At 58.4% G+C, this 12,638-nt stretch carries 11 protein-coding genes; 7 read left to right on the top strand and 4 right to left on the bottom strand.

What is annotated here, in order from left to right; genetic code table 11:
- Positions 1 to 55 precede the first annotated feature (55 nt).
- The 4 genes from AXW11_RS14410 to AXW11_RS14425 form a co-directional block, all read right to left on the bottom strand.
- Complete coding sequence (locus AXW11_RS14410; RefSeq protein ID WP_041332575.1) at positions 56 to 832, bottom strand: outer membrane protein OmpK; 777 nt, start codon at positions 830 to 832, stop codon at positions 56 to 58.
- Between the two features lie 62 nt (positions 833 to 894).
- The gene (locus tag AXW11_RS14415; RefSeq protein ID WP_041332574.1) at positions 895 to 1,824 is read right to left on the bottom strand and encodes an ABC transporter permease; all 930 of its coding nucleotides are present in this window, start codon (positions 1,822 to 1,824) and stop codon (positions 895 to 897) included.
- Positions 1,817 to 2,920, bottom strand: coding sequence for an ABC transporter permease (locus AXW11_RS14420; protein ID WP_041332573.1), 1,104 nt, complete (start codon positions 2,918 to 2,920; stop codon positions 1,817 to 1,819). Before AXW11_RS14420 ends, AXW11_RS14415 begins: the two co-directional genes overlap by 8 nt.
- Positions 2,907 to 4,442, bottom strand: a complete 1,536-nt coding sequence (locus AXW11_RS14425) for an ABC transporter ATP-binding protein (RefSeq protein ID WP_091644528.1) — start codon at positions 4,440 to 4,442, stop codon at positions 2,907 to 2,909. Before AXW11_RS14425 ends, AXW11_RS14420 begins: the two co-directional genes overlap by 14 nt.
- A 238-nt stretch (positions 4,443 to 4,680) precedes the next feature.
- Between AXW11_RS14425 and xdhA the strand changes: the two genes are divergently transcribed.
- From xdhA to AXW11_RS14460, 7 genes are read left to right on the top strand one after another with little or no spacing between them, the layout of a single operon-like run.
- The gene (gene xdhA, locus AXW11_RS14430; protein WP_091644531.1) at positions 4,681 to 6,144 is read left to right on the top strand and encodes a xanthine dehydrogenase small subunit; all 1,464 of its coding nucleotides are present in this window, start codon (positions 4,681 to 4,683) and stop codon (positions 6,142 to 6,144) included.
- A complete protein-coding gene (xdhB, locus tag AXW11_RS14435; protein ID WP_041332572.1) occupies positions 6,137 to 8,491 on the top strand; it encodes a xanthine dehydrogenase molybdopterin binding subunit in 2,355 nt (784 codons plus the stop codon). The genes xdhA and xdhB overlap by 8 nt, the downstream gene beginning before the upstream one ends.
- Positions 8,491 to 9,351, top strand: a complete 861-nt coding sequence (gene xdhC / locus AXW11_RS14440) for a xanthine dehydrogenase accessory protein XdhC (protein WP_091644534.1) — start codon at positions 8,491 to 8,493, stop codon at positions 9,349 to 9,351. The genes xdhB and xdhC overlap by 1 nt, the downstream gene beginning before the upstream one ends.
- The gene (locus AXW11_RS14445) at positions 9,348 to 9,578 is read left to right on the top strand and encodes a hypothetical protein (protein ID WP_041332571.1); all 231 of its coding nucleotides are present in this window, start codon (positions 9,348 to 9,350) and stop codon (positions 9,576 to 9,578) included. The genes xdhC and AXW11_RS14445 overlap by 4 nt, the downstream gene beginning before the upstream one ends.
- Positions 9,575 to 9,919 (top strand): hydroxyisourate hydrolase, encoded by a 345-nt coding sequence (gene uraH, locus AXW11_RS14450; protein ID WP_091644537.1) that lies wholly within the window; start codon positions 9,575 to 9,577, stop codon positions 9,917 to 9,919. Before AXW11_RS14445 ends, uraH begins: the two co-directional genes overlap by 4 nt.
- An 8-nt stretch (positions 9,920 to 9,927) precedes the next feature.
- Complete coding sequence (gene guaD / locus AXW11_RS14455; RefSeq protein WP_052479656.1) at positions 9,928 to 11,295, top strand: guanine deaminase; 1,368 nt, start codon at positions 9,928 to 9,930, stop codon at positions 11,293 to 11,295.
- Positions 11,296 to 11,298: 3 nt separating this feature from the next.
- Positions 11,299 to 12,501 (top strand): urate hydroxylase PuuD, encoded by a 1,203-nt coding sequence (locus AXW11_RS14460; RefSeq protein WP_091644540.1) that lies wholly within the window; start codon positions 11,299 to 11,301, stop codon positions 12,499 to 12,501.
- Positions 12,502 to 12,638 lie beyond the last annotated feature (137 nt).

The raw sequence follows: 12,638 nt of genomic DNA on the forward strand, positions 1-12,638 counted from the left end.
TTGTCCAGTTGTTCAGGAATCCGGCAATAAGATTCTGCCGGACTCCTGTTCAGGATCAAAAGTGAAATTTCACCAGTGCACTGACGGAGCTCTGATCATCGATCAGCGTATCGCCAAGACCGTACTTGTTGTTCCAGTACTGGTATTCAACACCAGCGTAGAGAACCCCCGGAGCTCCCCAGAAGTTACTCACATCCAGCTTGATCTGAGGCACGAACTGAAATTCCGACTTGTGGTCAGATTCTGCTGTGGACCAGTCAATGTAGCCGTCAATCAGAAAGAGGGCCGAACCCATCTCTAACGGAGCACCCCAGGTAACGGTCAACTGATAATCATCACTGACCTGATCGTTATCGACGTAGTAAACGGAGGTGTTGAAATACATGAAGCCAGGCAGATCCCAGGCCAGCCCCAAACCACCCATGTAGTTGTTGACCTGCGTGCTTCCGCCGAATTCGTATTGAGCGCCCAAAGTGACGTCCTTGACCGGACCAAAGCTCATGTCAGCACCGGTTAACCAGCTTGTGCTCAGGGTGGGCGCAAATTCGCCGTACACATTGTCAGAGCCTTCAACATCGCCCTGTCCCTGATCACGGTCGATGAAGAAGAAGGTGCTTCCCCAGTTGTGAGCCGTCGCGTTCTCGAAGGTGAAATAGGTGGCTTCGTATTCAAAGCCGCCGTTACCGCCGGCGTCGAACTGAACACCCTGGTACTGGTCACTGTGCAGAATGGAGATGCTCGATGAGCCGAAGAATTTCTCCGCCTGGGCTGCTGGGGCAAAAGACGCTGCGGCCACACAGCCGGCGATCAGTATTTTACTAAATGCTTTCATGGATTTACCTCTCAGTTTACGTTCTTTTTGAGTCATTGTTGGTGCACATTTGATGGTTATTGTTAGCGTCCCGGCCGATAGGGCTGGCCTAGGGAAAGGGGGGTATTCAATCGGGTTCGGCCAGGATTCCAGGACAACAGAACCAGCATCAGAATAGTGACGACGTAGGGCAACATCGCCAGCAGTTCCGTGGAGCTCTTCCAACCAAGACCCTGTAGAACCAGGTGCAGAATACTGGCTGCCCCGAACAGGTAGGCGCCGAGAACTACCCGCTCAGGGCGCCAGGTAGCGAAAACGACCAGCGCCAGGGCTATCCAGCCCCGCCCGGCCGTCATGTTCTCGGTCCAGAGTGGGGTATAGGCAAGTGACAGGTACGCACCAGCCAAGCCGGCCATGCCGCCGCCGAACGCCACCGCGAGATACCGTAAAACCAACACGTTCAGGCCGTTGGCGTTGGCCGCTTCCGGGTCTTCCCCAACCGCGCGCAACAACAGGCCACCACGGGTTTGACGGAGGAAAATGGCCACACCGGCAAAGGCCATCAGGGACAGGTACACTAATGGATCCTGATCAAACAGAACACGCCCCAGCACCGGGATATCGCTCAGGAAGGGAATTGCGACACGCGTGAAGCCATCGATGGATTGTCCCACAAAGCCTGCTCCGAGGAAGGCACTTAAGCCGGTCCCGAAAATGGTCAGTGCCAATCCTGCAGCGTACTGGTTTGCAGCCAGGGACACCGCCATAAACGCGAACAACAACGACATGCCGATCCCGGCCAGTATCGCAGCGGCCACACCCACCACCAGGCTGCCACTGGTCAGTGCCGCTACAAACCCCGCGACGGCCCCCATCAGCATCATGCCTTCCTGCCCAAGGTTCAGGACCCCGGAGCGCTCGCAGATCAGCTCACCAAGCGCCACCAGCAGCAGCGGAGTACCCGCAACAACAGTGGCAGCCAGCACGTTCGTCAGCAGTTCCATTTCAGGCATCTCCAGTGACAGTCTTGGCTGCGATGGTGGTTTGCCGCGACGGCCATTTCAGGCGGATGCGGTAATGGATAAAGGCGTCACAGATCAGCAGGTAGAACAGCAGCAAGCCTTGAAACAGACCGGTAACAGCCTTGGGCATATTCATGGCGATCTGGAGCATCTCCCCCCCTATAAAAGTCAATGCCAGCAGCGCGCTGGCAACAACGATGCCAAGAGCATGCATACGACCAAGGAAAACAACGATGATGGCGGTGTAGCCGTACCCGGGAGACACCTGCGGAACGAGCTGACCAATGGGGCCCGTGACCTCCGAAGCCCCGGCCAGGCCGGCGGTGGCACCACCCACCAGGAAAGCAAACCAGGTCAGCCGTCGGGCACCAAAACCTGCGAAAGCGGCTGCCCGATGATCCTGCCCTACCACATTGAGTTGAAAACCGATAAAACTGCGGGCAAACAGCACCCAGACCAAGACCGCAGCCAGCAACCCGAACGCCAGCCCCAGATGCAAGCGTGTGCCGGGAATCAGCGCTGGCAACAGGGCCGAGTCAGCAAACATCACGGACTGGGGAAAGCCAAAACCATAAGGATCTTTGAGAGGACCGTGCACCACATACAGCAGCAGATTCAGCGCGATGTAATTGAGCATGATGGTGGTGAGAATCTCGTTGCAATGCAGGTGCGTTTTCAGTCCTGACGCAACGGCCGCCCACAACATTCCCGCCAGGGTTCCCGCCAGCAGAACTACTGGCAGCACCCAGAAGCCGTCTGCATCAACCAGCCAGACCGCCATGATGCTGGCACCTAAAGCCCCCATCAGAAAGTGCCCTTCAGCACCGATGTTCCAGAGTTTCGCCCGGTAGCAAACGGTCAGCCCCGCCGCACACAGAAGCAGCGGCGCCATTTTCAGCCCGAGCTCTGCAAGCCCCATCAGGTCGCTGATCGGTGTAATGAAGAAAAACTTCAGGCCATCCATGGGATCCTTGCCCATCGACAGAAAAAGGACAAAGCCGGTAGTGACTGTCAGAACCAGGGCGAGCAGTGGCGATGTCCACCTCATCAGAGAGGAATCAACGGGACGACGCTCAAGCAGCAACATGGTTCACCTCCGCAGACTCGAACTCTCCCGCCATCCATTGGCCAAGCTGTTCGATGCTCAGTTCAGAGGTAGACGCGAGGGGTGAAAGCCGCCCGTTACACAGCGCACCCAGCCGATTGCAGAGTTGGTAGAGCTCATCGAGGTCCTCCGAAATCAGAACAATAGCAGCCCCGGCATCCCGCAATTGGACCAGAGCTTCATGGATAGCCACCGCAGAGCCGACATCAACGCCCCAGGTAGGGTGCGACGCCACCAACAGACGGGGGTTCTGTAACGCTTCGCGGCCAATAATGTACTTTTGGAGATTGCCTCCCGAGAGGCTGCCGGCGGTGCTGCTTTCGTCGTTACACCGGACGCCGAAACGACGGATCACCTCCCGGGAAAATTCGCGGACCCGACCAAAACGAATCAGCCCCCGGTTCACCAGCCCCTGACCGGAGGCTGTCAGCAGTGCGTTATCTGCCAGGGTCATATTTGGAACCGCCCCCCTTCCCAGGCGTTCTTCGGGAACAATCGCAACACCAAGATTCCGACGTTGATTCGGCGCCAGATTTTCAATTCCCCGGCCGTCCAGACTGATGCTGCCAGCATCCACCAGAATCTCTCCAGACAGGGCTTTCAGCAGCTCATCCTGGCCGTTGCCCGCTACCCCTGCGATGCCCACAATCTCACCCTTGCGCAACTCCAGGGCGACGCTCTTGAGGCTGGTGCCAAACGGATCGTTACTCTTCCATTTCAGGGCCCGGACATTGAGCAGAACCTCCCCGGGCTCCGCTGCGGTCACCTGAGTTGAAATCGGCGTATCGTTACCGACCATCAGTCGCGCTATGTCGTTCGCCGACACCTCCGCCGGCCTGCAGTCGCCACTCACGCGCCCCTGGCGCAAAACCGTTGCGTTGTGACAAAGGTTGCGAACCTCTTCCAGCTTGTGACTGATGAACAAAATGCTGCAGCCTTCGCTCGCGAGCTGCCTCAGCGTGGCAAACAGTGAAGAGACTTCGTGGGGCGTCAGCACCGATGTCGGTTCGTCCAGAATCAGCAAGGTGCTTTCCTGAATCAAACAACGGACAATCTCCACCCGCTGACGCTCCCCGACTGACAAGGTACTGACATAGCGACGGGGATCCAGCGCCATACCGTAGCGCTCCGACACTTCACGGATGCGTTCGTCGAGCCGCTTCCGGTCCCGGGCTTCAAAAGGAGGCAAGCTGAGGGCGATGTTCTCGGCGACTGTCAGGGTTTCGAACAGGGAGAAATGCTGGAACACCATGCCAATGCCCATACTCCGGGCCTGAGCCGGGCTAGTCACCCTGACTTCATGACCATTCCAGAGCATCCGGCCTTCATCCGGCTGAACAACGCCATAGATCACCTTCATCAAGGTGCTCTTACCGGCGCCATTTTCACCCAAAAGCGCATGAATCTCACCGGCTTCCACCGTGAGGTCAATTCCATCGTTGGCCCGGCAACCCGGGTATTCCTTGACGATGTTTTTCAGCTTAAGGCGCAACGCCGCAGCCATACACAGCCTCTCATTCCGTTATGTATGCCTGGCCAGCCGATTAAGAAACTGACCAAGTAATCAACATTTCAGGTGAGAGCAATATGCTTGCCAATAGTTAATAAAATCGAAAAATTATTTAATTGAACCAGTTGGTCAGTTTTTTGCAGAAACCCTTCCTAACGCTGCGGAAAACCTGCCTGAAGAGAGGAATGGGGTGCCGCTATACACCGCAAATAGCCTGCTAGCGGAGAGAACCATGATCGAATTTCTTCTGAACGGCCAAATTGAAAAAGTTGACCAGTTCGACCCAAATTTGAGCATCCTGGAATGGTTGCGCACCAAAATGCGCCTTACCGGTACCAAAGAAGGCTGCGCCTCCGGAGACTGTGGTGCCTGCACGATCATTACAGGAACAGCTGACCAAGATGGCAACACTCATTACGACGCAATCAACAGTTGCATCACCTTGCTGGGAAGCCTTCATGGCAAGGAACTGATTACCGTCGAAGCCTTCCAGCAGAAACCACGTCATCCGGTCCAGCAGGGCATGATGGAGAAGCACGGTGCCCAATGCGGTTTTTGCACGCCCGGCATCGTGATGTCGCTGACGGCCCTGCATGCCAACCGCAAGAACAGCACGGTCAGCCGTCATCAGATTCTTGAGGCCCTGTCTGGCAATCTCTGTCGCTGTACCGGCTATCGTCCGATCATTGAGGCAGGACAGGATGCCATGGTTAAAGAATGGACACCGGATACTGAGCACCCGGCCGCTGGCATGGCCCCCGGGTCGTCGGAATCTGCTCTGAGCCGGATTCACCAGAACAACATCACCATCGAAGCAGCCGGAGGTTCACGGTATGACGCGCCGGTCTGCCTTGATGACCTTCGCTCATTGCGCCGCGCCTATCCCGATTCCAGACTGGTCGCCGGCAGTACGGATCTGGCACTGGAGATCACTCAACAGCTGAGTTCCCTGGATCATCTGGTCAGTGTGGAACGCGTACCGGAAATGAAAGGCTGCGCCCTAGAGGGCGACGAGTTGGTGATAGGTGCTGCCACTACCTATCAGGCATTCAGGGAAACACTGTGCGAACTTTGGCCGGCGTTCGACGCCATGCTCGAGCGACTCGGCTCACTACAGATCCGCAACCGGGGCACTTTGGGCGGCAACATTGCTAACGCTTCGCCCATCGGCGATATGCCGCCACCGCTGATCGCACTCAATACCATTTTGGTGCTAGACGGCCCGGACGGGCAGCGCTCGATGCCTATCGAAGACTTTTTCCTGGGCTATAAAGAAACGGCCCTGAAATCGGGCGAATTCCTCCACTCTGTGCGGATCCCGGCACCGAAAACCAACGAAACTTTGCACATCTACAAAATCTCGAAGCGATTGGACGACGACATCTCCGCCGTTCTGGGCGCTTTTCGACTGACCATAACCGATGGTGTGATCAGTGACTGTCGCCTTGCCTTCGGCGGCATGGCCGCCACGCCCGCCCGGGCACTGCAAACGGAGAACGCGCTCAAGGGGCAGCTCTGGAACGAAAACAACGTGGCCGCTGCGATTAACGTCCTTGGCAGCGACTTTTCACCCCTGAGTGATGTCCGGGCCTCGGCCTCTTATCGGCTTCAGGTTGCCGGCAACCTTCTGCGCCGCGCCTGGCTGTCTTCGGATTCACTCCCACGCGAGCAACTGACGGTGACCGACTATGCGTAAACTGCCCCTGAACACACCCACACCGGCCCACACTGCCCAAGGGCTGGCCGGACAAAGCGCCAAACACGACAGCGCCTGGAAACACGTCAGTGGTCAGGCCCGATACATTGACGACTTACCCATGCCGGAAGGCATCCTGCACGCCGCGGTCGGTCACAGCCAACAGGCCCACGCCCGAATAATGTCCATGGATCTGGAGGCCGTCCGCCGATACCCCGGTGTCATCGCCGTAGTCACTGCCAAGGATGTGCCTGGCCATCTCGACATCGGCCCGGTGTTCCCCGGTGACCCGGTACTGGCGGATGAGATCGTGGAGTTTATCGGGCAGCCCCTGTTCGCCGTCGCCGCAACCTCCCACGAAGCTGCACGCAAGGCAGCGAAGCTGGCGAATGTTCAATACGAGCCCCTGGATGCGGTCATTACCGTAAACCAGGCACTGGACAAAGAATTGTTTGTTCGCCCCAGCCAGACCCAGTTGCGAGGTAACCCTGATCATGCTCTCTCCCAGGCATCTCATCGCCTGATCGGCGAACAGGTCGTCGGTGGACAGGAGCATTTCTACCTGGAAGGACAGGCTTGTCTAGCCGAACCCACCGAAGACAGGGGTATGTTTGTTCACACCTCCAGCCAGCATCCCTCCGAAGTACAGAAGCTGGTCGCTGAGGTATTAGGGCTGCCCATTCACGAGGTCCAGACTGAGGTTCGAAGAATGGGCGGCGGCTTCGGCGGGAAAGAGACCCAGGCGGCCCCAGTCGCCTGCATTGCAGCCCTACTAGCCAATGCGACGAGCCGACCGGTGAAGTACCGTTTGTCACGCCCCGACGATATGATCCAGACCGGTAAGCGGCATGACTTCTTCAATACCTATGACATCGGCTTTGACGATGACGGCCTGATTCAGGCGGCCGACATTATGGTCGCAGGCCGTTGCGGTTACTCCCCCGACCTGTCCGATGCCATCGTCGATCGTGCCATGTTTCATGCCGATAATGCCTACTATCTGAACCAGGCCCGGGTTACCGGCCACCGCTGCAAGACCCACACCGTTTCGAACACGGCATTCCGGGGCTTTGGCGGACCTCAGGGCATGATGATCATAGAACAGGCCATGGATGATATGGCCCGCCACCTTGGCCGCGACCCGCTGGATATCCGCAAGCTCAACCTGTACCGGCCCGGACGCGACATCACCCATTATGACCAGACCATTGAACAGCACGTACTTCCGAAGCTGATGGAGACGCTGGAAACCAGCTCTGACTATCGTCAACGGCGTTCGGAAATCACCAAATTCAACCAGTCCAGCACGGTACTCAGGCGGGGGCTGGCGCTGACGCCTGTAAAGTTTGGCATCTCCTTCACCGCCAAACACCTGAACCAGGCGGGCGCACTGGTTCACATCTATACCGATGGCAGCATTCATGTAAATCACGGCGGTACCGAGATGGGCCAGGGGCTCTATATCAAGGTGGCGCAGGTGGTTGCGTCCGCTTTCCAGGTCGATCTTGAGCGCGTCAAAGTGTCCGCCACGCGCACCGACAAGGTGCCCAACACCTCGCCAACCGCCGCCTCTTCCGGCTCCGACTTGAACGGCATGGCAGCACTGGACGCCTGTGAAAAGATTCTCGCGGGGCTGACAGACTTTGCAGTACAGAACTGGTCGGTCTCACCAGAAGCCATCCATTTCTCGGATAACCAGGTGCAGATCGGCGACCTGCAGATGCCATGGGAAAGCTTTGTTCAGGCCGCCTATATGAACCGGGTACCACTGTCTTCCTCAGGTTTCTACGCCACTCCCAAGATCCACTACGACCCGGAAAGCGGAAAGGGGCACCCGTTTCTGTATTACTCGAACGGCGCCGCCTGCTCTGAAGTAGTGATCGACACCCTGACCGGGGAATATCGGGTCCTTCGTACCGACATCCTGTTTGATGCCGGTCGCTCCCTGAATCCCGATATCGATATTGGCCAGATCGAAGGCGGGTTCGTCCAAGGTATGGGCTGGCTGACCACGGAAGAACTGGTGTACAGGGATGACGGCAAACTGCTAACAACCGGCCCTGCCACCTACAAGATTCCGGCAGTCTCGGACTGTCCGCCCGACCTGAGGGTTGCTCTGCTGGCCGACAGCCCGAACCGCGAAGCCACGATATTTCACTCCAAAGCGGTCGGGGAACCGCCATTGATGCTCGGCATCGCCGTCTGGAGCGCCCTGCGGGACGCAGTCTCGAGCCTCACCGACTATCGCTTCAGCCCACCGCTGGACACGCCCGCCACACCAGAACGGGTGCTGGGTGCCGTCACCGCTAGCCAGGCCTGGCTTGGCAAGCAGCAGGAGGCATCCTGATGGAACGTCGAAAGCTCTGGTACCAGGCCGTAGCCGACTGCGAAGCACGCGGTGAGCCCTATGCCCTGGTCTCTGTTCTCGGCGTAGCCGGGTCGGTCCCCCGGGAGCCGGCCAGCAAGATGGTGGTCACTGGTGAACACAGTTACGACACCATCGGTGGCGGGCACCTGGAGTACCAGATTTGCCAACAAGCCCGGGACAGGCTGGCTCGTCAGGACTATACCAGCGACCTCGCACACTTCCCGCTGGGCGCCAGTCTTGGTCAGTGCTGCGGCGGCAGCGTGTCGGTACTACTGGAAGCACACCCGGGGAGTGAGCAGGAACTGATACTGTTCGGGGCCGGCCATGTCGCCAAAGCGCTGGTCACTATCCTCGCTCAGCTGCCCTGGCGAATCACCTGGGTGGACGAACGTCTTGAGCTGTTTCCATCTGATGTACCCGCCAATGTCCATATCCACCACACGGATGACCCCGTCGGTGATGCACCCAACCTGTGCTCGTGTAAACACGCTCTGATCTTGACCCACAATCACCAACTGGATTTCGATCTCTGCCGCGCCCTGTTAACCGCCGGCGGTTGCTCAAGCCTGGGCCTGATCGGGTCAGAAACCAAGGCAGATCGATTCCGCAAGCGGCTGGACCACCGGGGTTTCAGTGCCGATGCCATCGACTCCATCCGCTGCCCCGTTGGCCATCCTGATGTCCCCGGTAAACGGCCAATGGAAGTGGCCGTCTCGATCAGCGCCGAACTGCTGGCTCTGACCACCCCCCACCGGACAACTTCCGCCCGACGAGGGTTGCCCTGGCGGCAACTGCGGGGGCTGATCCAGAACACCGATACGAAAGAGACAACCGAATGACCATTGAAGCACTCAACGCCCTGCACCATGAGGAAGCGGAAGCCCGACTCGCCCGCAGCCATGAGTTCTGGCCAAAACTGACTGAGCAAGACTGGTTCGATGCCTTTGAGGCTCATCCGAAGATGGGAGACATCAACAGTCTGCGTGCAACGTATGCCAGCATCAAAGCCATGGTCATTGGCGAGCAGGCCAGGATGACCAAATTGCGACTGGAGAAACTGCTATGAGCGCAAAAAGCTCCGTTACGACTCACATTCTCGATCTCGGCAGTGGCCAGCCTGCCGCCGGTGTGGCGGTCAGCCTGTATCGGGTTCAGGGCCAGGGTCATACCGCCATTGCCAGTGGCACAACCGATGCCGATGGCCGCGTAATGGACTGGTTCGATACCGCTCTTGAAGCCGGCCACTACCAGCTCCGTTTTGCGACCGGCGACTGGTACCACAGCCTCGGGATGGACGCCTTCTTCCCCGAGGTCTGCCTGGAGTTCCGGGTCAACGATCCGGAGGCCCACTACCACGTTCCCCTGCTGTTGAATCAGTGGGGCTACTCAACGTATAGGGGGAGCTGATGACCACAATGACAGATCCATATCTTCCACTGGGCTGCAAGGCTCACCGGGGCACAGTGCTCCATTTCCTGGAAGACCCGGGCAATGAACCGGAGCCCGCGGCGGGCAGCGTGGCCTTCTTCGAGGACGGCCTGCTGATTGAGCACCATGGCAAAGTGCTGGTAGCCGGTGACGCCAGTGCATGGTTGCACCAATTGCCCGAAGGCACTGAGGTGACCCACTGGAAAGACCAGCTGATCCTGCCGGGTTTTATCGACACCCACGCACACATGCCCCAACTGGGGGTTATGGCCAGTTACGGTGCCCAGTTGCTGGACTGGCTGGAAACCTACACATTTCCTCATGAGGCCCGATTCAGCGACATGGACTGGGCCCGGACTGAAGCGAACCGGTTTACCGATCTGCTGCTACGCTACGGCACCACCTCGGGCTTGGTATTCTGCACCTCCCATCCTGAGTCGGTGCATGCCCTGTTCGAGGCTGGCGAGCAACAGGGAATGGCCCTTACCGCGGGCAAGGCCATGATGGACCGCCATGCCCCCGAAAACCTGAAGGACACGGCCCAGAGCAGCTACGACGACAGCCTCTCGCTGCTGGAAACCTGGCACAAACGCGGACGCCAACGCTACGCGATTACACCCCGGTTTGCCGCTACTTCGACGCCGGAGCAGCTTTCGCTCGCCGGCAAGCTCGCCGCAGAGCATCCGGATGTCATGGTGCAGACACACTGGGCGGAGAATACCGGCGAAATCCAGTGGATCCGTGAACTGTTCCCGGAGCGCTCCAGCTATCTGGATGTGTACGATCACTATGGCCTGCTGGGCGATCACACCGTTCTGGCGCACGGGATTCACATTGATGATGTAGACCGCAAACGACTGTCTGAGACGGGCACCCGCATCGCTTTCTGCCCCACCTCAAATACCTTTCTGGGCAGCGGACTCCTCGACTTCCGGGAAGCCCGCGAAGCTGGGGTTTCGGTCGGGCTGGCCTCTGATGTTGGCGGAGGTACCAGTCTGTCGATGCTGACCACCATGGCCGAGGCCTACAAGGTTTGTCGGCTACGCGGCCAAACCCTGACGCCCTGGCAGGCGTTCTATCTCGCCACACTCGGCAATGCCCGGGTCCTGCATCAGGACCAGCAGACCGGCAGTTTTCAATCCGGGCGCTTTGCTGACTTCGTGGTCCTAGATCCGAGCGGAACACCGCAGTTGGCCATGAAGCAGGAATTCACACACACGCTCTTCGAAACTCTCTTCAATCTGATGATTCTGGGCGACGACCGAGCCATCACCGCCTCTATCGTGGCCGGTGAACTACGCCACCAGGCAGCAGGAACTGACGCTGCCACCACCTACTTCACGCAAGGAGCCTGAGCCATGGAAGCCTACCTCAGCGAATGGTTGTCCCTTCTGGTCCGCTGGTTTCACGTTATCGCAGGCGTTGCCTGGATCGGCGCATCGTTCTACTTCATCTGGCTGGACAATCACCTGCGGGAACCACCGGAATGGAAGAAAAACGAGGGCATCAAGGGCGACCTGTGGGCCATTCACGGCGGTGGTTTTTACGAGATCGCCAAGTACAGACTGGGGCCGAAGGAAATGCCCCGGGAACTGCACTGGTTCAAATGGGAAGCCTATTCAACCCTGCTTAGCGGTCTGGCCCTGCTGTTTGTTGTTTACTACATGGGCTCACCGGGCTATCTGATCGACCCGGCCAAGGCCGATCTCAGCACCGGTGCCGCCATCGCAATCGGCCTGGGCAGCATTGCCGTGGTTCTTGCCATTTACGAAACCCTGATTCGAAGCCCTCTTGCCGACAAAGGCAAGGCGTTTGCGCTAATTCTGTTCGGCATTCTGGTTCTCGTCGACTGGGGGCTGTTTCAGGTGTTCTCAGGCCGGGGCGCGTTTATCCACGTCGGGGCGGTGATCGGAACCATCATGGTGGCCAACGTCTTTCTCGGCATTATTCCCTCACAGCGGGCGCTGGTCGACTCGGTCCGGGCGGGGGAAGAAGCCAACGAAAAGGTCGCTCGCCTGGCCATGCTCGCCAAGCTGCGCTCGACCCACAACAACTACCTGACGTTGCCGATCATCTTCATCATGATCAGCAACCACTACCCGCTGCTGTATGGAAACCCTCACGGCTGGGCAATCCTGGCGGCCATCGGGTTCATCACGGCCTTCGCCCGGCACTACTTCAACCTCCGGCACAGGGACATCAACCAGCCCTGGATATTGGCGGTCGCCGCAGTGCTCACCGCTGCCTTGATCTGGCTTGTGGCCCCGGCCCCGGCAACCACGCTGGATACGGCCGACCACCCGGAGGTCAGTAATGAGGTCGCAATCGCTCTCATCAACACCCACTGTGTGGCCTGTCATGCCAGCAGCCCCGGCCATCCGGCCTTTCAGGCACCGCCAGCGGGCATCAAACTGGAGAACCTGTCGCTTCTTGCCATGCACGCCGACAAGGTACGCCAGGCGGCGGTAGATTCTCACTACATGCCACTGGGCAACCTGACCGGCATGACGAACGAGGAACGCCAGCTACTGGGGCAATGGCTACAGCACAACAAACCCTGAAATCATCCTGAAAAAAGGCCTCCCGAAGGAGGCCTCAGATTGCTGACAAACCCTCGCCATTTTGGCGGGGGTTTGCTGTAATTGGGGTATCGACTTTTCAGAGGCTGCCCCATGCTCAAAGAGCCGTCCCCGCAACA

This window comes from Marinobacter sp. Hex_13 (genome assembly GCF_001566815.1).
Lineage (GTDB): Bacteria > Pseudomonadota > Gammaproteobacteria > Pseudomonadales > Oleiphilaceae > Marinobacter > Marinobacter salarius.